19 protein-coding genes and 1 pseudogene are annotated in these 22,211 nt (G+C 64.0%); 10 read left to right on the top strand and 10 right to left on the bottom strand.

Annotation, left to right across the window (positions count from 1 at the left end; all coding sequences use genetic code 11):
• Positions 1 to 424, bottom strand: a pseudogene (gene minC / locus AC07XM_RS27545) (septum site-determining protein MinC); the annotation flags it as partial.
• Positions 425 to 535: 111 nt separating this feature from the next.
• On the opposite strand from minC, the gene AC07XM_RS27550 reads away from it, so the two are divergent.
• Positions 536 to 1,471: a lipid A biosynthesis lauroyl acyltransferase gene (locus AC07XM_RS27550; protein WP_016485325.1), complete on the top strand. Its 936-nt coding sequence runs from the start codon at positions 536 to 538 to the stop codon at positions 1,469 to 1,471.
• 145 nt (positions 1,472 to 1,616) lie between these two features.
• Positions 1,617 to 2,765: a patatin-like phospholipase family protein gene (locus AC07XM_RS27555; protein ID WP_095117064.1), complete on the top strand. Its 1,149-nt coding sequence runs from the start codon at positions 1,617 to 1,619 to the stop codon at positions 2,763 to 2,765.
• 114 nt (positions 2,766 to 2,879) lie between these two features.
• Here AC07XM_RS27555 and AC07XM_RS27560 read toward each other — a convergent pair whose 3' ends face one another.
• Both AC07XM_RS27560 and AC07XM_RS27565 read right to left on the bottom strand, forming a co-directional pair.
• Entirely contained in the window at positions 2,880 to 3,626 is a 747-nt protein-coding gene (locus AC07XM_RS27560; RefSeq protein ID WP_049870369.1) for an MlaA family lipoprotein, read from the bottom strand.
• A gap of 73 nt (positions 3,627 to 3,699) precedes the next feature.
• Positions 3,700 to 4,998 carry a serine protein kinase PrkA gene (locus tag AC07XM_RS27565; protein ID WP_016485328.1) on the bottom strand — a complete coding sequence of 433 codons (1,299 nt, stop codon included), beginning with the start codon at positions 4,996 to 4,998 and terminating at the stop codon, positions 3,700 to 3,702.
• A 190-nt stretch (positions 4,999 to 5,188) separates the two neighbouring features.
• On the opposite strand from AC07XM_RS27565, the gene AC07XM_RS27570 reads away from it, so the two are divergent.
• A complete protein-coding gene (locus AC07XM_RS27570) occupies positions 5,189 to 5,557 on the top strand; it encodes a hypothetical protein (protein ID WP_016485329.1) in 369 nt (122 codons plus the stop codon).
• Between the two features lie 26 nt (positions 5,558 to 5,583).
• On the opposite strand, the gene AC07XM_RS27575 is transcribed toward AC07XM_RS27570, so the two are convergent.
• Entirely contained in the window at positions 5,584 to 7,149 is a 1,566-nt protein-coding gene (locus AC07XM_RS27575) for a glycoside hydrolase family 17 protein (RefSeq protein ID WP_102690103.1), read from the bottom strand.
• Positions 7,150 to 7,346: 197 nt separating this feature from the next.
• Between AC07XM_RS27575 and AC07XM_RS27580 the strand changes: the two genes are divergently transcribed.
• The 3 genes from AC07XM_RS27580 to AC07XM_RS27590 all read left to right on the top strand — a co-directional run bounded on the left by AC07XM_RS27580 (position 7,347) and on the right by AC07XM_RS27590 (position 10,418).
• Positions 7,347 to 8,207, top strand: coding sequence for a glycine betaine ABC transporter substrate-binding protein (locus tag AC07XM_RS27580; protein WP_016485331.1), 861 nt, complete (start codon positions 7,347 to 7,349; stop codon positions 8,205 to 8,207).
• A gap of 238 nt (positions 8,208 to 8,445) precedes the next feature.
• Complete coding sequence (locus AC07XM_RS27585) at positions 8,446 to 8,757, top strand: DUF485 domain-containing protein (protein ID WP_016485332.1); 312 nt, start codon at positions 8,446 to 8,448, stop codon at positions 8,755 to 8,757.
• Complete coding sequence (locus tag AC07XM_RS27590) at positions 8,754 to 10,418, top strand: cation acetate symporter (RefSeq protein ID WP_016485333.1); 1,665 nt, start codon at positions 8,754 to 8,756, stop codon at positions 10,416 to 10,418. Before AC07XM_RS27585 ends, AC07XM_RS27590 begins: the two co-directional genes overlap by 4 nt.
• Before the next feature lie 34 nt (positions 10,419 to 10,452).
• On the opposite strand, the gene AC07XM_RS27595 is transcribed toward AC07XM_RS27590, so the two are convergent.
• Positions 10,453 to 10,605, bottom strand: coding sequence for a DUF3309 family protein (locus tag AC07XM_RS27595; RefSeq protein ID WP_016485334.1), 153 nt, complete (start codon positions 10,603 to 10,605; stop codon positions 10,453 to 10,455).
• Positions 10,606 to 10,844: 239 nt separating this feature from the next.
• Here AC07XM_RS27595 and AC07XM_RS27600 point away from each other — a divergent pair, with 239 nt between their 5' ends.
• Together AC07XM_RS27600 and csrA are read left to right on the top strand one after the other, a co-directional pair.
• Positions 10,845 to 11,654, top strand: coding sequence for an SDR family oxidoreductase (locus AC07XM_RS27600; RefSeq protein WP_060518708.1), 810 nt, complete (start codon positions 10,845 to 10,847; stop codon positions 11,652 to 11,654).
• A 120-nt stretch (positions 11,655 to 11,774) separates the two neighbouring features.
• On the top strand, positions 11,775 to 11,963 hold the full coding sequence (gene csrA, locus AC07XM_RS27605; protein ID WP_016485336.1) for a carbon storage regulator CsrA: 189 nt from the start codon (positions 11,775 to 11,777) through the stop codon (positions 11,961 to 11,963).
• A gap of 36 nt (positions 11,964 to 11,999) precedes the next feature.
• Here csrA and AC07XM_RS27610 read toward each other — a convergent pair whose 3' ends face one another.
• The 5 genes from AC07XM_RS27610 to mnmC form a co-directional block, all read right to left on the bottom strand.
• Positions 12,000 to 12,227 carry a YheU family protein gene (locus tag AC07XM_RS27610; RefSeq protein ID WP_009682864.1) on the bottom strand — a complete coding sequence of 76 codons (228 nt, stop codon included), beginning with the start codon at positions 12,225 to 12,227 and terminating at the stop codon, positions 12,000 to 12,002.
• An 82-nt stretch (positions 12,228 to 12,309) separates the two neighbouring features.
• Entirely contained in the window at positions 12,310 to 13,494 is a 1,185-nt protein-coding gene (locus tag AC07XM_RS27615) for an osmoprotectant NAGGN system M42 family peptidase (RefSeq protein ID WP_016485337.1), read from the bottom strand.
• 118 nt (positions 13,495 to 13,612) lie between these two features.
• On the bottom strand, positions 13,613 to 15,358 hold the full coding sequence (gene ngg / locus AC07XM_RS27620; protein ID WP_016485338.1) for an N-acetylglutaminylglutamine synthetase: 1,746 nt from the start codon (positions 15,356 to 15,358) through the stop codon (positions 13,613 to 13,615).
• 3 nt (positions 15,359 to 15,361) lie between these two features.
• Complete coding sequence (locus tag AC07XM_RS27625) at positions 15,362 to 17,149, bottom strand: N-acetylglutaminylglutamine amidotransferase (RefSeq protein ID WP_016485339.1); 1,788 nt, start codon at positions 17,147 to 17,149, stop codon at positions 15,362 to 15,364.
• 221 nt (positions 17,150 to 17,370) lie between these two features.
• Complete coding sequence (gene mnmC / locus AC07XM_RS27630; protein ID WP_102690104.1) at positions 17,371 to 19,335, bottom strand: bifunctional tRNA (5-methylaminomethyl-2-thiouridine)(34)-methyltransferase MnmC2/FAD-dependent 5-carboxymethylaminomethyl-2-thiouridine(34) oxidoreductase MnmC1; 1,965 nt, start codon at positions 19,333 to 19,335, stop codon at positions 17,371 to 17,373.
• Between the two features lie 136 nt (positions 19,336 to 19,471).
• Here mnmC and pap point away from each other — a divergent pair, with 136 nt between their 5' ends.
• Together pap and AC07XM_RS27640 are read left to right on the top strand one after the other, a co-directional pair.
• Entirely contained in the window at positions 19,472 to 20,965 is a 1,494-nt protein-coding gene (gene pap, locus AC07XM_RS27635) for a polyphosphate:AMP phosphotransferase (RefSeq protein WP_016485341.1), read from the top strand.
• 209 nt (positions 20,966 to 21,174) lie between these two features.
• A complete protein-coding gene (locus AC07XM_RS27640) occupies positions 21,175 to 22,137 on the top strand; it encodes a DMT family transporter (protein ID WP_016485342.1) in 963 nt (320 codons plus the stop codon).
• The last annotated feature ends 74 nt before the right edge of the window (positions 22,138 to 22,211 follow it).

Raw genomic sequence — 22,211 nt, forward strand, 5'->3', positions numbered from 1 at the left:
GCTCGGGGGCGGGTGGTGGCACGGGGGCCGGCTCGGGTTTTTTGACAACCTCGGGTTCCGGCTCCAGCGGCCGCTCGCGGGCGCCGGACGGTGGCAGCACCGGCAGGTCGATGGCGATGGCGGCTGCAATGTCCTCGATGCGATTGGCGCGGATCGCCAGGGTACGCAGGCCATGGTGGCGGCAGATACGCATCAAGCCTGGCAGGTCGATTGCCCCTTCGCCGGCCGGCAGCTTGTCCAGCGCCAGCACCAGTGGCGTATTGCTGAAGAAATTCGGTGCCTGGGCAACTTTGGCCGCCAGCTGGCGGTCGAGGCCTTCAAGGTCATTGCGCGCCAGTTCCAGCACTGTGATGGCGAGCATGCTGCCCTTGAGCTGGAACACGGAGGCGGTGTCGGGTGTGTGGTTTGGGCTCATGGTCTGCATAGACGGCTTGTTGCGAAAAAAGTGCCCTGATTTATAACGAGAACACCGGTTGCCCGCAACATACGCTGATCCGTTGTAGAATGCGCAGCCTTTGTCTTTCCGGAAGCTTCAATGGAACGCCCGCGTTTTCGCCCCTATTTCCTTCACCCAAAGTTCTGGGGCCTGTGGCTGGGCCTGGGCCTGCTGTGGCTGGTGGTCCAGTTGCCGTACCGGGTCCTGTTGAAAGCCGGTGCCGCGTTGGGGGCCGTGATGTATTGCTTTGCCGGCGAGCGTCGGCGCATTGCCGCCCGCAACCTAGAGCTGTGCTTCCCGGAGCTGTCGGTCGACGAACGGCGGCGTTTGCTCAAGGCCAACTTCGCTTCTACCGGTATCGCCTTCTTCGAAATGGCCATGAGCTGGTGGTGGCCCAAGGCCAGGCTGGCGCGCCTGGCCCATATCGAGGGGCTGGAGCACCTGCAGGCCGCCCAGCAGGCGGGGCAGGGCGCCATCCTCATGGCCGTGCACTTTACCACCCTGGAAATCGGCGCCGCACTGCTGGGCCAACAGCACACCATCGACGGCATGTATCGTGAGCACGGCAATGCGCTGTTCGACTTCATCCAGCGCAGCGGCCGCGAGCGGCATAACCTCGATTCGCTGGCGGTGGAGCGCGAGGACGTGCGCGGCATGCTCAAGCTGCTGCGTTCGGGCCGGGCGATCTGGTACGCACCGGACCAGGACTACGGGGCCAAGCAGAGCATTTTCGTGCCGCTGTTCGGCATCCCGGCGGCGACGGTAACCGCCACCACCAAGTTCGCCCGATTGGGCAAGGCACAGGTGATTCCGTTCACCCAGAAGCGCCTGGAGGATGGCAGCGGCTATCGTCTGGTCATCCACCCGCCGTTGGCGGACTTTCCCGGCGAAAGCGAAGAGGCCGACTGCCTGCGCATCAACCAGTGGGTCGAGCGTGTGTTGCGCGAGTGCCCCGAGCAGTACCTGTGGGCGCACCGCCGGTTCAAGTCGCGGCCCGAGGGTGCGCCGCGGCTGTATGACAAGAAAAAGCGCTGAAATTTGTGCTGTGAGTGCCGGCCCCTCGCGGGGCAAGCCCGCTCCCACGGGTTTTCTACACGGCCTGAGGGAGCAGGGAACCTGTGGGAGCGGGCTTGCCCCGCGAAGAGGCCGGTACTGACCAAGTGAATCCAGGAAGGAAGCCATGGCCCCACCCCCGGTAACCGGTCTTATCCTTTCTGGCGGCGGCGCCCGCGCCGCCTATCAGGTCGGCGTATTGGCCGGCATCGCCGAGCTGCTGCCCGCCGGCGCACATAATCCGTTCCCGGTCATCGTCGGCACCTCTGCCGGTGCCATCAATGCCGTCACCCTGGCCAGCGGCGCCACCCACTTCAACGACGCCGTGCAGCGTCTAACCGCCTTCTGGCAGAACTTTCGCAGCCATCTGGTCATCCGCAGCGACTGGCCCGGCGTAGTCCGTCAGGCCAGCCGTTTTGTCGGCCACAGCCTGCTGGGGCTGGGCGGCCAGGCGCCAGTAGCGCTGCTGGACAGCAGCCCCTTGCGCAGCCTGCTGGAGGCACACCTGAACCTGGATGGCATCGGCCATTCCCTGGCCGCCGAGCAGTTGAACGCGGTGGCCGTCACCGCCTTTGGCTACGAGTCTGGCCAGGCGGTCACCTTCTACCAAGGGCGCGGCACCATCGAAGCCTGGCTACGCCACCGCCGCATCGGTGTGCCCACGCCATTGACCATCGACCACCTGCTGGCCAGCGCGGCCATTCCACTGCTGTTTGCCCCGGTGCAGCTGGGCGACGAATTCTACGGTGATGGCGCGGTGCGCCAGTCAGCGCCGATCAGCCCAGCCCTGCACCTGGGCGCCAGCCGGGTGCTGGTGGTCGGGGTCAGCGGCAACCCGCAGCGGCCAGCGCCGCCCTTGCCCACTCAGCGCGTGTTCAGCGGGCAGCAGCCCAGCCTGGCGCAGATTGGTGGGCACTTGCTTAACAGCACGTTCATCGACAGCCTGGAAGACGACATCGAGCTGCTGCAGCGGCTGAACCACCTGAGCCGGCTGCTGCCGGCGCATCTGGATGCCCGGCGCCTGGGGCTGGCCCCAGTCGAGGTGCTGGTGGTAGCCCCCAGCCAGCCGTTGGATGAGATCGCCGCCCGGCACCGGCGTGAGCTCCCGGCGGCGTTGCGCCTGTTCCTGCGTGGGCCAGGGGCGACCCGCACCAGCGGGGCGGGGGTGTTGAGCTATCTGCTGTTCGAGGCCAGCTATTGCAGTGAGCTGATCGAACTGGGGCGCAAGGATGCCCTGGCCAAGAAGCGGGAGCTGTGTCAGTTCCTCGGAATTTAATGTTGCCTGTACCGGCCTCATCGCCGGCAAGCCAGCGCCCACAGGATTACCACAGCCTTGGGCATTGTGCGCAGCTGTGGGCGCTGGCTTGCCGGCGATCGGGCCGCAGCAGGTTTACTCCGCTATCTGCAACTTGCGCGCCTGGGTGTACACATACCGCACTTTCTCGTATTCGAAAGGCGAGTTCAGCTGGCCATAGCGGAAGTTGGTGGTGTAGCGCTTGTCCACCACGCGCAGCGCGAAGATTTCCGGGTGGTCGGTGCTGGCTTCGGCCACGTTCAGGTAATTGATCGCCTGCTCGCCGGCATAGTCCACCACCAGCCCGGTGGTATCGCGCAGGTTCGATGGCCCCAGCAGCGGCAGCATCAGGTACGGCCCCTCCGGTACGCCATAGAAGCCCAGGGTCTGGCCAAAGTCCTCGCTCTGGCGCGGCAGGCCCATGCTGGTCGCCGGGTCCCATAGCCCACCCACGCCGATGAGGGTGTTGAACATCAGCCGTGCCGTGATCTCGGCCGAGCGCTTGGGCTTGAGCTGCAACACGCTATTGAGCAGGTTTGGCACGTCGCCGAGGTTGTTGAAGAAGTTGCTCACCCCCGTGCGCACGAAGCGTGGCGTGACGTACTGGTACCCATTCACCAGTGGCAGCAGCACCCACTGGTCCAGCCGGTAGTTGAAGTGATACACGCGCCGGTTGATCGACTCCAGCGGGTCGTACACGTTCAGTGCTTCCAGGGTTGAACGCTCGAACTCGCGCTGGTCCAGCCCCGGGTTGAATTTCAGCTCGCGCAGCGGGTCGATGAAACCATCGGCTTCGGGCACCAGTGGAGCGGTACCGATCACCTGCGGGTCGGCCTCGACCACGCTGGCCCGGGGCGCGGTCTCGGCGGCCAGGGTGTGGCCAGCGGCAAGCAAGGCAGTGGCGAAGAGGAGTTTGTTAACCACGGAAGAACTCCAGCATGGCGTCACTGTTGACGCGATAGTTGAGGTTGCCGCAATGGCCGCCATGGGGGTAGAGGGTCAGCCGGTCACCGAACACCTTGCGCAGGAAACCGATGTCGCCCGGGCCGAGAATGACATCGTCGGCGTTGTGCATCACGGCGATCTTGTCACTGTCACGCAGGTAGTCTTCCAGGGCATACAGGCTGGTCTGGTTGACCAGTTGCAAGATGCTGTTGCCATCGGTGCGGGCGCGCCACATGGGGATTACCTGTTCGGTCATGTAGCAGTCAAAGTCGCATTGCAGGGCACGCTTGAAGAACGGCGTGAGGCTGCTGCCTTCGGTGATCGGGAACTTCGGCGGAATGATCAGGCCGCGGCGGTTGATCAGGTCGGAAGTGAAGGCAATGTCCGCTGCCGAGAACCGGAACGAAGTGCCGATCAGCATGGCCATCTGTTCGTTGGACAGGTGCTGTTTCGACTGCTGGAAGTCATAAAGCAGGGCGTCGTTCAGGTCGATGTAGCCTTTGTCCTGGAAGTAGCGCGTCAGTTTGGTCAGCATCAGCTCATAGAATGTGGTACTGCGATCGATGCCTTTGACCTGGGTCTGCACCAGTTTGTCCAGGTTGTTGATCGAGGTGTACAGGTTGACCGGCGGGTTCAGCAGCAGCACGCGCTTGAAGTTGAAACTGCGGCGGGTTTCGTCCAGGTGGCTGACGAACGCGGCGTCGAGCGCACCCAGGCTGTAGCCGGTGAGGTAGAAATCGCTGACCGGCAGGCGTGGATGCTGGGCGCGCACGGCCTGCATTACCCGGTACATGTCCTCGGCGTCTTCCCGGCTGACGCCGGGGGTGGCAAAGCGTGACGCGGCGCTCATGAAGTCGTAGCTGGTGGGCGACGACAGTTGCACCACGTGGAAGCCGGCCTGGTAGAACAGCTTTTTCAGGTATTCGTTGATGCTGCTGGTGTACGGTGCGCCGGTGCCGGCAATAATGAAGATAAGCGGCGCTTCGCGGTCTTGGCGGGCCAGGCGGTATTTGAGCTTTTTCACGGCCCAGAAATTGTCGGGCAACGTGAATTCACGCTCGGGGCGCAGGTTGAGGCTGTAGTCCGACTGGGTGATGTCCTCGTCGCTGGGCAGGGTAGGCCGCTGATCCGGCGGCGTGGTGGCGATAGTCGCCTCGAACGGGTTGGTCAAGGGGTAGCCGTAGCTGGCAGCGTCGATATCCCGCGCTGAAGCGGCCACCGCCATGAGCAGGCTACCCAGCAGGGCAGCGAGGCGCAAAGATCGATGCATGTAATCCCCCAAAAGAACGCAAGGTCGAGCAGTGTGCAGGCTAGGACCACAGCCAACCGGGCAAAGTTGCCAGTGGCGGTGGCCTTTGGTGTGCTTGTTATTTGCAACATAGCTGCAGGGTTGTGATTTTGCCTTACAACCGGGCATAAGCGATCATGGATGCTTTCGATTACCGCTATTGGAGAACAGGATGTCTCGTTCAGTGCCGGCTGCGCTGCTCTTGCTGTTTCTGGGGCTGTGGCTCGCTGCCAGTTATGGCGTGCGTTATGGGCTGATGGAGGATGGCCAGTGGGTAGGGCTGTGCACATTGCCTGCGGCGTACTGGCAGTGCGAGGTGCGCTCGCTGCTGGGGCTAGGCATTCACCACCAGGTGCTGGCCTGGGGCGGGCTGGGCCTGGCGCTGCTGTCGCAGTTCGTGCCTGCGCGGGCCGGCTGGTGGCTGGCGGTGTTGGCATTGGTATTCGCGGTGCCGGCGCTGGTGCTGTATACCGCCAGCATTGCCGTGTTTGCGCTGGTGTTGGCGGGGTTGCGCCTGGTCAGGAGACCGCAGCAAGGCTGACAGGGGCGCGAAGCGGCCCCCGGGCATCAAGCCTGGCGCACCCGCAAGCTGCGCCACAATGCGGCTGTCATCAGCACACTCACCACCGCCCAACCCCAGGCCTGCTGGTTTTCCAGCCCTTCCACGAACAACTGCGGCGCCACCCCGGCCCCGACAATGAACGCGAGCAACGCCACCTCCGCCCGCCGCGCGGGCACCGGCCACAGCACATACACCAGCGCCGGCAACGCCAGCGCGGCGCTGGGGAAGCTGCGGTAGCGCGGGTCGAACACCATTGCCAGCATGCTCACCGCCGCGGCAAAGCCCGCCGCCAGCAACAGCCAGCCGGCCCGCGCCTGCAGCCAGGCGAACAAGCGCATGCGCCAACCGGCACGCTGCGCCAACGCCAGCAGCGCATGGGCCAGCACCAGTAGGTTCAGCCCGGCCAGTGCAACGGCCCACAGCCACTCCCCGGCAAAGCGTGCATGGGTGCGCATCAGCTCGCCCCACAGCCCCAGGCAACCCGCGCCCAACGCCGCCAGCAATGGCAACAACAAGGCAGCCTGCGGGCTGGCGGGGCGCCCGGCAAGCAACAACATGCCCGCCATCAACAGTGCACTGGCCAGCAACCACTGCGGCCAGTCCTGCAGGTTGCTGACCGGCCCCTCCAGTATGCCCTTGTCCTGCCGGTCGGCATCGTAAAGCCCCCAGTAACCGCCTACCGCCCCTTCATTGGCACGCTTCCATGGCTGGTCGAACGCTTCGATCAGGTTGTAGTGCCAGCCGTTGCTTTCGGCCAAGGTTACAAAACCGCGGATGAAGCGCGCCTCGTTGACGCGGCTGGGTACGGCGGTCTCGCGCTGGCGGCCTTCGCTGGGCCAGCCGGTTTCGCCAATCAGGATGTCCTTGGGCGCAAAGCGCGTGCCGAATACCCGCCGCACATCGGCGACGTGGGCCAGTGCATCGTCAATGCCGCGCGGGTCGTCTTCCCAGTAGGGCAGCAGGTGTATGGTCAAAAAATCCACCGCTGGCGCCACCTGCGGGTGCTGCAGCCAGAACTCCCACACATCCGCGTAGGTCACGGGCACCTTGACCTGGCTTTTCACCCGGGCGATCAGCTTGGCCAGGTGCGCGCCGGTAACTTCTTTGCGCAGCAATGTCTCGTTGCCCACGATTACCGCGCTGACCACATCGGGGTTGGCGTTGGCGGTGGCGATCAGCAAGTCGATTTCCCGGTCGGTGTCGGCCGGGTGAGCGTTCACCCAGGCGCCCAGCATCACTTTCAGCCCATGCTTGCGGGCCAGCGCCGGGATGGCCTCAAGGCCGGTCATGGAATAGGTGCGGATGCACTGGAAACGCTCAGCCAGCAAGGCAAGGTCGGCGTCCATCCGTGCCGGGCGCAGGCGAAACGGCTGGTCATACGGCGACTGGTCCTTGTCGAACGGCGTGTACGACGCGCATTGCAACTTGTGCGTCGGGCTGGCCGCATCGGGCAGGTCCACCGGCTTGCCAAGCCCGTACCAGAGCCCGGCGAGCCCGGCCAGGGCCAGCAGGCAGGCAAGCAGGTAAAGCGGCAGCAACAGGCGGGCAGAACTGGGCATCGGGCGGTCCATCGTCAGGCGCAAAAGGGTAGATAGTAGCCCGGCGCCAAAGCTTTGGCATGCAAGGATCGCGCAGGCGGGTGTAGGCCAATGACGCTAATGGCACAGTGCTGTCGCATATGGGGCGGGTGCAGGTCGCTGCTGGATCAGGTCGACCTGTATTGCAGGCAGATGATGCAATCTCCAAGACCTGACGAGGGGATGCTTTGATGGCGACTTTGAAAAAAATGCGACGGTTCCTGGGTGTGGGCACCGCCCTGGTAATGGCCATGGGCGCTGCACAGGCAATGGCTAAAGAAGTAAGCATTGGTTACGTGGATGGTTGGGCCGACAGCGTGGCGACCACCAACGTGGCCGCCGAAGTGATCAAGCAAAAGCTCGGCTACGACGTGAAGTTGCAGGCTGTGGCCACAGGGATCATGTGGCAGGGTGTGGCAACCGGCAAGCTCGATGCCATGTTGTCCGCCTGGTTGCCGGTGACGCATGGTGAGTACTGGGCCAAGAACAAGGACAACGTGGTCGACTATGGCGCCAACTTCAAGGACGCCAAGATCGGCCTGATCGTCCCCGAGTACGTCAAGGCGGCGAGCATCGCCGACCTCAAGACCGATAGTAGCTTCAAGCAGAAGATTGTTGGCATCGACGCGGGCTCCGGCGTGATGCTCAAGACCGACCAGGCGATCAAGGACTACGACCTGACGGGTTACAAGCTGCAGGCCAGCTCGGGCGCGGCGATGACTGCGGAACTGGGCCGTGCCTATGCCAAGCAGCAGTCGATTGCAGTGACCGGCTGGGTCCCGCACTGGATGTTCGCCAAGTGGAAACTCAAGTTCCTCGAAGACCCGAAAGGCGTGTATGGCGCGGCAGAAACCGTGAACAGCATCGGCAGCAAGGAACTGGCTACCAAGGCACCAGAAGTGGCGGAGTTCCTGAAGAAGTTCAGTTGGAAGTCCAAGGACGAGATTGGCGAGGTGATGCTGGCGATTCAGGAAGGGGCCAAGCCTGAAGCGGCGGCCAAGGATTGGGTGGCCAAGCACCCTGATCGCGTGAAGGAGTGGACGGGTAAGTAGCGTTTGCCGTTGCTTTTTTAGCGCCAGTTAGATCGAGCGCCGCCCGCGCGGCGCTCGTTTTATGCCCGACCGCTAAACCGAAGCCGGTCCCATTCCAGCCCTGCCCCCATCTTTTCTTTGTTACGCAACCGGTAAAACACCGTTGCATCTAAGACTAAGGTCGTCTGGTTGCCGTCCAACAGCCGCATAAAGTAAGGGCGTGGGTTTCACCCCTACCTGTGCTGCTAGGACAAAAACAATGAACGACAGCATTTACCTCTCGATACAAAACAGCCCCCGTTTCAAGGAGCTGGTCACCAAACGCGAACGGTTCGCCTGGGTTCTCTCGGCGATCATGCTCGGCCTGTACTGCGGTTTCATCCTCCTGATCGCCTACGGTCCTCATCTGCTGGGCGCCAAGCTCAGCCCTGAGTCGTCGATCACCTGGGGCATTCCCCTGGGCGTCGGCCTGATCGTTTCGGCATTTGTCCTGACCGCCATCTACGTACGCCGCGCCAACGGCGAATTCGATGAGCTGAACAAGGCCATCCTCAAGGAGGCGCAACAATGATTCGTCACGCCAAAGCCCTGGCCGTACTGGCCTGCGGAGCCTTTGCACCCGCCGTGTGGGCAGCCGATGCCCTGACCGGCGAGGTGCAGAAACAGCCGCTGAACGTTGCCGCGATTGCCATGTTCGTGGCCTTCGTCGCCTTCACCCTCGGTATTACCTACTGGGCCTCCAAACGCAACAAGTCGGCGGCGGACTACTATGCTGCCGGTGGCAAGATCACCGGCTTCCAGAACGGCCTGGCGATTGCCGGCGACTACATGTCGGCTGCCTCCTTCCTGGGTATTTCCGCCCTGGTGTTCACCTCTGGCTACGATGGCCTGATCTACTCGATCGGCTTTTTGGTCGGCTGGCCCATCATTCTCTTCCTGATTGCCGAGCGCCTGCGTAACCTCGGCAAGTACACCTTTGCCGACGTGGCCTCGTACCGCCTTGGGCAGAAGGAAATCCGTACCCTGTCGGCCTCCGGTTCGCTGGTGGTGGTGGCGTTCTACCTGATCGCGCAGATGGTCGGTGCCGGCAAGCTGATCGAACTGTTGTTCGGCCTGGACTACCACGTGGCGGTGATCCTGGTGGGGATCCTGATGTGCCTGTATGTGCTGTTCGGCGGCATGCTGGCCACCACCTGGGTACAAATCATCAAGGCCGTGCTGCTGCTGTCCGGTGCCAGCTTCATGGCGCTGATGGTGATGAAGCACGTAGGCTTCGACTTCAACACCCTCTTCTCGGAAGCGATCAAGGTGCACAGCAAGGGTGAGGCGATCATGAGCCCGGGTGGCCTGGTCAAGGACCCGATCTCGGCCTTCTCGCTGGGCCTGGCGCTGATGTTCGGTACCGCCGGCCTGCCGCACATCCTGATGCGCTTCTTTACCGTCAGTGATGCCAAGGAAGCCCGCAAGAGCGTGCTTTACGCTACCGGCTTCATCGGTTACTTCTACATCCTCACCTTCATCATCGGCTTTGGCGCGATCCTGCTGGTCAGCACCAACCCGGACTTCAAGGACGCCGCCGGCGCCCTGTTGGGCGGCAACAACATGGCCGCGGTGCACCTGGCCGATGCCGTGGGTGGCAGCATCTTCCTCGGCTTCATTTCGGCAGTGGCCTTTGCCACCATCCTGGCAGTGGTTGCCGGCCTGACCCTGGCCGGTGCCTCGGCGGTGTCCCACGACCTGTACGCCAGCGTATGGCGCAAGGGCAAGGCCAACGACAAGGACGAAATCCGCGTGTCGAAGATCACCACCATCGCCCTGGGCGTGCTGGCGATCGGCTTGGGCATCCTGTTCGAGAAACAGAACATCGCCTTCATGGTTGGCCTGGCGTTCTCCATTGCCGCCAGCTGCAACTTCCCGGTACTGCTGCTTTCGATGTACTGGAAGAAGCTGACCACCCGCGGCGCCATGATCGGCGGCTGGCTGGGCCTGGTGAGTGCGGTGACGCTGATGATCCTCGGCCCGACCATCTGGGTGCAGATCCTCGGCCACGAAAAACCGATCTACCCGTACGAGTACCCGGCGCTGTTCTCGATGGCCATTGCCTTCGTCAGCATCTGGTTCTTCTCGGTCACCGACAAGTCCAAGGCGGCTGACGACGAGCGTGCGCTGTTCTACCCGCAGTTCGTGCGTTCGCAGACTGGCCTGGGTGCCAGCGGGGCGGTTTCCCACTGATGCTGTAGCAGCCCCCAAGTTCAGGCGGACAGGCTCATATCATGCCCAATAACAACAGCACCAGCAGAATCACCAGCACGGCGCCAACGATGCCAGACGGGCCATAGCCCCAGCTGCGCGAGTGCGGGAAGACCGGTAAGCCACCAATCAGCAACAGGATCAGGATGATGATGAGAATCGTGGTCATGACGGAGTCCTTGCGTAGTTGAGGGTAAAGGGCCTCGGATTGCTGGCCTCTTGTAAAGTCGGACTGTTGCCGCTTGGCAAAGATTCCATTTGAGTATTGCCGGTATGGGATTCTTCGCCGCGCCGGGCCGGTACTGACCACACAGTCATGCCCGCCCATTCACTAGCCTGATGAACCCTGCCTGCCCACTCGGCCTTGTTTAGACTCGTTGCACCCTCACCAGAACAAGGCCAGCCACCATGCAAAACCGCATCATGATCACTGGCGCCGGGTCCGGCCTCGGTCGCGAGATCGCCCTGCGCTGGGCGCGTGAGGGCTGGCGCGTGGCGCTGGCCGATGTCAACGAAGCCGGCCTGCGCGAAACCCTGGAGCTGGTCCGCGCTGCCGGCGGCGACGGCTTCTTCCAGCGCTGCGACGTCCGCGATTACAGCCAGCTGACGGCCATGGCCCAGGCCTGCACCGAGCAGCTCGGCGGCATCGATGTGATCGTCAACAACGCAGGTGTCGCTTCGGGCGGCTTCTTCGCTGAACTGTCGCTGGAAGACTGGGACTGGCAGATTGCGGTCAACCTGATGGGGGTGGTCAAAGGCTGCAAGGCCTTCCTGCCGCTGCTGGAGCGCAGCAAGGGGCGCATCATCAATATCGCCTCGATGGCCGCGTTGATGCAGGGCCCGGGCATGAGCAACTACAACGTGGCCAAGGCCGGTGTGCTGGCTTTGTCAGAGAGCCTGCTGGTGGAGTTGCGCCAACTGGAGGTGGCGGTGCACGTGGTGTGCCCGTCGTTCTTTCAGACCAACCTGCTGGACTCGTTCCGCGGGCCCAACCCGGCAATGAAAGCGCAAGTGGGCAAGCTGCTGGAAGGCTCGCCGATCAGTGCGTCGGACATAGCTGACTACATGCATCAGCAGGTGGCCGCTGGCGAGTTCCTGATCCTGCCCCACGAAGCCGGGCGCGAAGCTTGGGCGTTGAAGCGGCAGGCGCCTGAGCGGCTGTATGAAGAAATGGCGGAAATGGCGGTAAAAATGCGCGCCAGAGGGCATTCGAAGTGAATGGTCTGTAGGGGAAATTACCCGCGAATGTAGGGTGCTTCTGATTTGCTGTGGAGCTATTGAGTAGGTGAATGCCCGCGATGCACGCTCCGTTTTTCCCTTTCGCTGGAGGAGCGGAACATGCTGGTAATAGGACGCGAAGTGGGGGAGGTCATCGTGATTGGCGATGACATCCGGATCATGGTGGTAGAAACGCGTGACGGGGTGGTGCGCTTCGGGATCGACGCCCCGAAGGCGGTGTCAGTGCATCGTGCCGAGGTCTACAGGCGCATCAAGGAGGCAGGTCAGCGTAAGGCCCGCAGGGCTTGAGGTTGCCAGTGCTGAGCTCATCGCGGGCTTGGCGTGCTAATCGAGCAGCTCGCGGGGCACATCATGCTTGGCCAGCAATTGGCACTGCTGGCTTTCCGGGTCGAACAGGATGAACGCCTGGCCTTTGGCCAACGCCTGGCGTACCCGAAGCACACGGGTTTCCAGCGGGGTGTCGTCGCCATTGTCGGTGCCATCGCGGGTGACGAAGTCCTCAATCAGGCGGGTCAAGGTTTCGGCTTGCAGTTGCTCGTAGGGGATCAGCATGGTGGGCAGGTTCTGAAGTAAGTGTGGGCAATGCTACGCGAAACGTTCGGGCATTTGGGGCTGCAAAGCAGCCCCCAGGCCATCAGCCTTTATTGCCAACCAGGCTGTCCACCGCCGGCACCCGCGTGTCGCTCTCCATCTGCGCATCGTGCTCCAGCTGGTGGCTGAACCTTTCAAGCGAGGCATTGGCCGGCTGCGAGTCGCTGGCAAACACGGGCGGGCTCAACAGGTACGCCGACAGCAGCCGGCTCAACGCCGCAAGGCTGTCGATGTGCGTGCGTTCGTAGCCATGGGTGGCATCGCAACCAAACGCCACCAGCGCGGTACGAATGTCATGCCCCGCCGTTACCGCCGAATGGGCATCGCTGAAGTAATAGCGGAACAGGTCGCGCCGTACCGGCAGGTCGTGGTCGCCGGCCAGTTTCAGCAAATGCCGGGACAGGTGGTAGTCATAGGGCCCCGAAGAGTCTTGCATGGCCACGCTGACCGCATGCTCGCTGGAGGCCTGCCCAGGCGCCACCGGGGCGATGTCGATACCAACGAATTCGCTGACATCCCAGGGCAGGGCACCCGCGGCACCCGAGCCGGTCTCTTCGGTAATGGTGAACAGCGGGTGGCAATCGATCAACGGTTGTTGGCCGCTTTCCACCACCGCCTTCAGCGCCGCCAGCAACGCTGCTACGCCGGCCTTGTCATCCAGGTGGCGGGCGCTTATGTGGCCGCTTTCGGTGAACTCGGGCAGCGGGTCGAAGGCGACGAAGTCACCAATGCTCACGCCCAGCGCCTCGCAGTCGGCCCGGGTGGCGCAGTAGGCGTCCAGGCGCAGCTCCACGTGGTCCCAGCTGACCGGCATCTGGTCGATGGCGGTGTTGAAGGCATGCCCGCTGGCCATCAACGGCAGCACGCTGCCGCGCACGACCCCCGTGTCGGTGAACACGCTGACCCGGCTGCCTTCGGCGAAGCGGCTGGACCAGCAGCCGACCGGCGCCAGGGCCAGGCGCCCGTTGTCCTGCAGTTGGCGCACGCTGGCGCCGATGGTATCCAGATGGGCCGATACGGCCCGGTCGGGGGATGACTGCCGCCCCTTGAGGGTGGCGCGTATGGTGCCGCGACGGGTCAACTCGAAGGGTATACCCAGTTCGTCCAGGCGTTCGGCCACGTAGCGCACGATGGTGTCGGTGAAACCGGTGGGGCTGGGGATGGCGAGCATCTCCAGCAGCACTCGTTTGAGGTAGTCGAGATCGGGCTCGGGGTAGTGCTCAGACATATGTACTCCTTCATCGGCCTCTTCGCGGGGCAAGCCCGCTCCCACAGGTCAGTGCTGACTTGAGAGCCACCGTGGACCTGTGGGAGCGGGCTTGCCCCGCGAAAAGGCCGTCATTGATTCACGCCAAGGCCCGGCTATGCGGAAACAGCAGGTCGATAAAGCGCTCGGCGGTTGGCTGCGGTTCATGGTTGGCCAACCCGGCACGTTCGTTGGCCTCGATGATCACGTATTCAGGCTGCCCGGCATCACGCACCATGAAGTCCAGCCCAACCACCGGAATCTCCAGCGCCCGTGCAGCGCGCACGGCAGCGTCGGCCAGCACCGGGTGCAGGCGTTCGGTCACATCTTCCAGGGTGCCGCCGGTGTGCAGGTTGGCGGTGCGCCGTACCGCCAGGCGCTGCCCGGCTGGCAATACATCGTCATAGGCAAAGCCCGCTGCACGCACTGTGCGCTCGGTTTCGCCGTCCAGCGGAATGCGGCTTTCGCCACCGGTGGCGGCCTGGCGGCGACGGCTCTGGGCTTCGATCAGCTGGCGGATGCTGTGCTTGCCGTCACCCAGCACCTGGGCAGGGTGGCGAACGGCCGCGGCCACCACCTCGTAGCCGATTACCACGATGCGCAGGTCGAACCCGGCATGGAAGCTCTCCAGCAGTACGCGGCTGTCGAACTGGCGGGCGTGCTCAACGGCGCGGGTGATCTCGTCAATGCAGGTCAGGTTCACCGCCACGCCTTGGCCTTGCTCGCCATCGACCGGTTTGACCACCACCGCGCCATGCTCGTCGAGAAACGCCAGGTTGTCGTCTGCATTGCCGGCCAGCTGCTGCGCTGGCACCTGTAGCCCGGCGTTGTGCAGGGCATGCTGGGTCAGGCGTTTGTCCTGGCACAGGGTCATGGTCACGGCACTGGTCAGGTCGCTGAGCGATTCACGGCAGCGAATGCGGCGCCCGCCAAGGCTCAGGGTGAACAGGCCGCCAGCGGCGTCATCCACCTGCACGTCGATGCCCCGGCGCAGGGCCTCATCGACGATGATGCGGGCGTAGGGGTTCAGCTCGGCCTCAGGGCCCGGGCCCAGGAACAGCTGCTGGTTGATGCCGTTCTTGCGTTTGACCGCAAAGGTGGGCAGGTTGCGAAAACCCAGCTTCTGGTACAGGCGCTTGGCGTGGCGGTTGTCGTGCAAGACCGACAGGTCGAGGTAGGCCAGGCCACGGCTCATGAAGTGCTCGATCAGGTGGCGCACCAGCACCTCGCCTACGCCGGGGCGGGTGCAGTGCGGGTCTACAGCCAGGCACCACAGGCTGCTGCCGTGTTCCGGGTCGTCGAACGCCTTGGCATGGTTCAGGCCCATGACGCTGCCAATCACTGCGCCACTGTCTTCGTCCTCGGCCAGCCAGTACACCGGGCCGCCCAGGTGCCTGGGGGTAAGCAGGTCTGGGTCTACCGGCAGCATGCTGCGTGCCTGATACAGGGTGTTGATGGCCTGCCAGTCGGCCGGGTTTTGCGCCCGGCGCACGCGAAAGCCGCGGAACACCCGCTGCGCCGGCCGGTAGTCGGTAAACCACAGGCGCAGGGTGTCGGACGGGTCAAGGAACAGCTGCTGAGGGGCCTGGGCTAGCAACTGCTGCGGCGCGGCCACGTACAGGGCGATGTCGCGCTCGCCAGGGCGTTCGTCCAGCAGCTCTTCGGCCAGGCTGACCGGGTCGGGGTAGGTATGGCCGATCAGCAATCGACCCCAGCCACAGTGCACCGCGCGAGGCTGGTCATGGGGCTGGCTGCCATCGCCGGCCAGGCGCGCCTGCAGGCGCTCGTAGGACGGCGCCTGGCCGCGCAACAGACGCTGGCCGTAAGCGATTTCATGGGCTTTCATGGGTTAGATTCCTTGTTCGCTCAACCACAGGTTCAGCGCTGCCAGCTGCCACAGCTTGGAGCCGCGCAGTGGGGTGAGCTGGCCGTGTGGATTGCTCAGCAGGCGGTCGAGCATGGCCGGGTTGAACAGCCCACGGTCCTGGCTGGGGTCGGTCAGCAGCTCACGCACCCAGCCCAGGGTGGCGCCTTCCAGGTGCTTCAGGCCCGGTACCGGGAAGTAGCCCTTCTTGCGGTCAATCACCTCATGAGGAATTACCCGTCGTGCTGCCTGCTTGAGCACCTGCTTGCCGCCATCGGGCAGCTTGAAGCGCGCCGGGATACGTGCCGACAGTTCCACCAGGCGGTAGTCGAGGAACGGTGTGCGCGCCTCCAGGCCCCAGGCCATGGTCATGTTGTCCACACGCTTGACCGGGTCGTCCACCAGCATCACCGTGCTGTCCAGCCGCAGGGCCTTGTCCACTGCGTCGCGGGCACCGGGGCGGGCGAAGTGCTCGCGCACAAAGTCGCCGGCGGCGTCGGTGTCCAGCAGCCAGGGCGCCTGCACGGTGTCGCGGTACTCGGCATGGCTGCGGTCGAAGAACGCGTCGCGGTAAGCCGCAAAGGCGTCATCGGCGCCGTCCACCTGCGGGTACCAGTGATAACCGGCAAACAGCTCGTCGGCGCCCTGGCCGCTTTGCACGCCCTTGCAGTGCTTGGCCACTTCCCGCGACAGCAGGTAGAAGGCGATGCAGTCGTGGCTGACCATCGGCTCGCTCATGGCGCGGAATGCAGCCGGCAACTGGTCGATGATCTCGTGTTCGGCAATGCGCAACTGGTGGTGGCGGGTACCGTAGTGTTTGGCGATCAGGTCGGAATACTGGAACTCATCGCCACGTTCGCCACCGGCATCTTCGAACCCGATGGAGAATGTCGACAGGTCGTCCACGCCGACTTCGCGCAGCAGCCCGACCAGCAGGCTGGAGTCGACACCGCCGGACAGCAGCACGCCGACGTCCACTGCAGCACGTTGGCGAATGGCCACGGCGTCGCGGGTGGCGTCGAGCACGCGGGTGGTCCAGCCTTCCAGATCAAGCTCACGCTCATCCGGGTTGGCACCGTATTTCAGCTGCCACCAGGTCTGGCGTTCCACTTCGCCATGGCGGTCGACGCGCATCCAGGTGCCGGGTTCAAGCTTCTGCACGTTGGCCAGCAGCGTGCGCGGCGCGGGTACCACGGCGTGGAAGTTCAGGTAATGGTTGAGCGCCACCGGGTCGAGCATCGGGTCGATATCGCCACCCTTTAGCAGCGCTGGCAAGGTCGAGGCAAAACGCAGGCGCTCGCCGTTGCGCGACAGGTACAGGGGCTTGACGCCCAGGCGGTCGCGGGCCAGGAACAGGCGCTGGTTGTCGCGCTCCCAGATGGCCAGGGCGAACATGCCGTTGAGCTTGGGCAGCAAGGCTGCGCCCCAGGCGTGATAGCCCTTGAGCAGTACTTCGGTGTCGCCGTCGGACCAGAAGCTGTAGCCCAGGTCCTGCAGCTCCTGGCGCAGTTCGGGGAAGTTGTAGATGGCACCGTTGAAGGCCAGTGACAGGCCCAAGGTGTTGTCGACCATCGGTTGCGCCGAGCCGTCGGACAAGTCCATGATTTTCAGGCGTCGGTGGCCGAGGGCGATCGGGCCTTGGCTATGGAAGCCCCACGCATCCGGGCCGCGAGGCGCCAGGTGGTGCGTGATGCGCTCTACCGCAGCCAGGTCGGCTGGGCGAGGGGCTTGGTCGAGGGGGGTGAAACGCAACTCTCCTGCTAATCCGCACATAAGTCCTTACCGGTTTTTCCGTTGGGGAGGGGGCGCCCAGGATTAGGGCACCTTAAGGAACTGACCGGTGTGCTTTTTGAGAGTTTTAGAACGATTTGTTATATGGGGTTGGGCGAGGGTGCTTGTCTTGGGAGTTGTGGTGTTGCGCAAATCGAGCGCCGCCCGCGCGGCGCTCGATCTCAAAGGCGCAGCAAATCCATAGCCAAAGCCCCCCGATGCAATCATTTCCCCCGAATCAGCTTACGCAAGGCAAACCGGTTCGGATGACACGCCTCTGCCACTGCCCGGGGCAACGGCAGCGGCTCCCCACATACCCAGGCCGCCACCAGCTCGCCACTCAGTGGCGCCGTGATCAACCCGCGCGACCCATGCCCGCTATTAACATACAACCCATCCAGCCAAGGGCAGGCTACATCCGGTACCTGCCGCGCATCCCGGCCCAGCACTGCATAGGCCTCGGCAAACGCCTGTACATCAGCTACCGGCCCCACGATCGGCAGGTAATCGGGGCTAGTGCAACGGAACGCCGCGCGCCCCTGCAACTGCTCAGGGGCCAACCCGGCTGTGCCCAGGCGCTGCGCCAGGTCGAGGGAAATCTCGTTCAGCAACGCCAGGTTGCCCTGGTGCTCGGCCACCGTCGGCGCCAAGTCTTCGCTGTGGAAGTCAAAGCTCGCGCCCAGGGTATGTTCATCCTCGCGTGGCGGCGCCACGTAGCCCTCCGCGCACACCACGGTGCGCAGTGCCCGGCTGCTGGCGGTGGCCGGCAAGCGGGTGATCTGCCCCCGGATGCGCTTGAGCGGCAGCTGCGCGCAAGGCTCGAAGCGCTTTACCTCGGCGGCACTCGCCAGAATCACCACGGGCGCGCTGGCGATCAGGCGGTCACCCGCCCAAGCCTGCCACTGCTGGTCGACCTTGCGCAGCTCGAGCACTTCCTGATGGGTGACCAGCCGAATCCCTGGGTGCTGCAGTTGCTCCTGGCACAACGCAGGTGGGTGCACCCAGCCGCCTTCGGGGTAGAACAACCCCCCGGCCGGTAACGCCACCCCGGCGACGGCTTCGGCCTCCGTGCGCGGCAGTGCGTGCAGCAGGTTGTGGTCGAAGGCGGCGGCCAGCTTGCCCTGGCGCTCAGCTTCCTTGCTGTCGAAGGCCAGTTGCAGCACCCCGCAAGCATCCCAGTCGCGGCCACGCTGCAGGCGTTCAAGCTGGCGCCGGGTGTAGCCGAAACCGGACAGGATCACCTGCGACAGCGCAGTGCCATGGGCAGACAGCTTGAGGTACAGCACCCCTTGCGGGTTGCCTGAAGCTTCCTGTGCCGGGGCATCGTGGCGCTCCACCACGGTCACCTGCCAGCCGCGTCGGGCCAGGCTGGCGGCCGTTGTGCTGCCGGCGAGCCCGGCACCGATCACCAGCGCCTCGCGCGGTCCCTGTGTAACGGCGGGACGCGCGTACCAAGGTGCCCCTGGGCTGGGCTGGGGGCCGACGTAGGCGCCGCTCATCACTTCCCACTTCTTGCCGATGCCCGGCACCTTCTTCATGGCGAAACCGGCGTCGACCAGGCTGCGGCGGACCCAGCCGGTGGTGGTGAAGGTGCCCAGCACAGTGCCCGGGTGCGACAACCGCGCCAGTTGCCCGAACAGTTCCGGGGTCCACATGTCGGGGTTTTTGGCAGGGGCGAAGCCATCGAGGAACCACACATCGACCTGCGCATCGAGTTGCGGCAGTTGCTCAAGTACGTCGCCGATCAGCAAGGTCAGGGTGACCCGGCCATCGGCGAAGGTGAACTGCTGAAAGCCCGGGTGCACTGCCACATATTGCGCCAGCAATGGCTCTGTGTAGGCGGCAAGCTCCGGCCAAAGGCGCACTGCCCGGGCCATGTCTTCGTGCCCGAGAGGGTATTTCTCGACACTGACGAAGTGCAGGCGGGCGTCGCGGTGCGCGTGCTGGTCAAACAGCTGCCAGGCGCAGAAAAAATTCATGCCGGTGCCAAAACCGGTTTCGCCGATCACCTTGCAGGCATGCGGCGCCAGGTTGGCAAAGCGCTCGGCCAGGCGGGTCTGGCCCAGGAACACATGCTTGGTTTCTTCGATGCCTTCGTTGACCGCGAAATAGACGTCGTCATATTGCCGCGAGTGGGGGCGGCCCTGGTCGTCCCAGTCGATTTGTGCGTGCTGGAGGAGGGTGGACATGGTTGGCTCGGTTGCAGCGGATGGCGGGATTTTATGCCATACCCGCTACCTGTGGGAGCGCGTTCACTCGCGAAGAGGTCAGTACAGGCAGAAATGAAATCCGCTAGTCTTGCTTATCCATTGAAGGAGCCAGTGCATGTTCGAATCCGCCGAAATCGGCCACAGCATCGACAAGGAGGCTTACGACGCCGAGGTACCCGCTTTGCGCGAGGCCCTGCTCGAAGCCCAGTACGAACTCAAGCAGCAGGCGCGCTTCCCGGTGATCGTGCTGATCAACGGCATCGAAGGCGCCGGCAAGGGTGAGACGGTAAAACTGCTCAACGAGTGGATGGACCCGCGCATGATCGACGTGCTCACCTTCGACCAGCAGACCGACGAAGAGCTGGCCCGCCCGCCCGCCTGGCGCTACTGGCGGGCTTTGCCGCCCAAGGGGCGGATGGGCGTGTTCTTTGGCAACTGGTACAGCCAGATGCTGCAGGGGCGGGTGCACGGGGTGTTCAAGGATGCCGTGCTTGATCAGGCCATCATGGGCGCCGAGCGCCTGGAGCAGATGCTGTGCGATGAAGGTGCACTGATCATCAAGTTCTGGTTCCACCTGTCCAAGAAGCAGATGAAGGCCCGGTTGAAGTCGCTCAAGGACGACCCGCTGCACAGCTGGAAGATCAGCCCGCTGGACTGGCAGCAGTCGCAAACCTACGACCGCTTCGTGCGCTTTGGCGAGCGCGTACTGCGCCGCACCAGCCGCGACTATGCGCCGTGGCATATCGTTGAAGGCGTAGACCCGAACTACCGCAGCCTGGCGGTGGGGCGTATCTTGCTGGACAGCCTGCAAGCCGCGCTGGCCAACAACCCCAAGGGCAAGCACCAGGGCAACGTGGCACCGCTGGGCCGCAGTATCGACCAGCGCAGCCTGCTCGGCGCCCTGGACATGACGTTGCGCCTGGACAAGGCTGACTATCAGGAGCAGTTGGTCACCGAACAGGCCCGCCTGGCCGGCCTGCTGCGCGACAAGCGCATGCGCCGGCACGCCCTGGTGGCGGTGTTCGAAGGCAACGATGCTGCCGGCAAGGGCAGTGCCATCCGCCGCGTGGCGGCGGCGCTGGACCCGCGCCAGTATCGCATCGTGCCGATTGCCGCGCCCACCGAGGAAGAGCGCGCGCAGCCCTACCTGTGGCGGTTCTGGCGGCATATTCCGGCACGCGGCAAGTTCACCATCTTCGATCGCTCCTGGTATGGCCGGGTGCTGGTGGAACGGGTCGAAGGCTTTTGCAGCCCGGCGGACTGGATGCGCGCTTACAGTGAGATCAACGACTTTGAAGAACAGTTGGTGAATGCCGGCGTGGTGGTGGTGAAGTTCTGGCTGGCGATCGACCAGCAGACCCAGCTGGAGCGCTTTCAGGAGCGTGAGCAAATCCCGTTCAAGCGCTACAAGATCACCGAGGACGATTGGCGCAACCGCGACAAGTGGGACGACTACACCCAGGCGGTGGGCGATATGGTCGACCGGACCAGCAGCGAAATTGCGCCCTGGACGCTGGTGGAGGCCAACGACAAGCGCTGGGCGCGAGTGAAGGTGCTGCGCACTATCAATGAGGCGCTGGAGGCAGCGTTTGCCAAGCACAAGAAATAGGCCGGGTGCTGGTCTTGGGATTTTTTTGCGCCCGTGACATCGAGCGCCGCGCGGGCGGCGCTTGATGTCACGGGCGCAAAAGCTCGCAAGCCCCAGCCATGCCCCAAAAGAATGACCTGATGAATTCTTTTCTCGGCACCCACCCCCGTCACTGCCCTCCAAGCCCGTAGAATTCAATCACCCCCACCACGGGCTTGACCGAGGACACTATGCACACCACTTCCGGCCGCTGGAGCTATGGCCTGTTCCTGGCACTTCTGACCGCGCTGCTCTGGGGCATCTTGCCGATCAAGCTCAAGCAGGTACTGCAGGTGGTCGACCCGATCACCGTCACCTGGTACCGCCTGCTGGTTTCAGGTGGCCTGCTGTTTGCCTGGCTGGCAGCCCAACAGCGCTTGCCCTCGTTCACGCGCCTGGCCCCCAGGGGCAAAGGCCTGGTAGTGGTGGCTGTGCTTGGCCTGATGGGCAACTACGTGCTGTACCTGATCGGCCTCAACCTGCTCAGCCCCGGTACCGCGCAACTGGTGGTGCAGGTCGGCCCGGTGCTGTTGCTGGTGGCCAGCGTGTTTGTGTTCCGTGAGCGCTTCAGCCTGGGGCAGGGGGTGGGCCTGCTGATTCTGCTGGCGGGTTTTGGGCTGTTCTTCAACCAGCGCCTCGAAGAGCTGCTGACCTCACTGGGTACCTACACCACCGGCGTGCTGACCATTCTGCTGGCCACCAGCATCTGGGTGTTCTATGCCCTCAGCCAAAAGCAACTGTTGACCGTGTGGCATTCACAGCAGGTGATGATGGTGATTTACCTCAGTTGCGCTGCGCTGCTCACGCCTTGGGTACACCCACTGGAGGCGTTGCAGCTGACCCCGGTGCAGGGCTGGCTGTTGCTGGCCTGTTGCCTGAATACGCTGGTGGCCTACGGCGCGTTCGCCGAGGCGCTGGCGCACTGGGAGGCGTCGCGGGTCAGTGCCACCCTGGCGCTGACCCCGCTGGTGACGTTCGTTGCGGTGGCGGTGGCGGCAGGGGTGTGGCCGGAGTACGTGCAGGCCGAAGACATCAATGCCCTGGGCTATGTAGGGGCGGTGACCGTGGTGTGCGGCTCGGCGCTGGTGGCGCTGGGGCCATCGCTGGTGGCCAGTTGGCGTGCCCGCAAGGCGCGATTGGCCCAGTTTCACTGAGCGTTTTGTGGGAGCGGGCTTGCCCCGCGAACACCGGCGAAGCCGGTGCCTTGCACCGCGCGGTCCCTTTCGCG

The organism is Pseudomonas sp. GW460-LB5 (assembly GCF_059423245.1).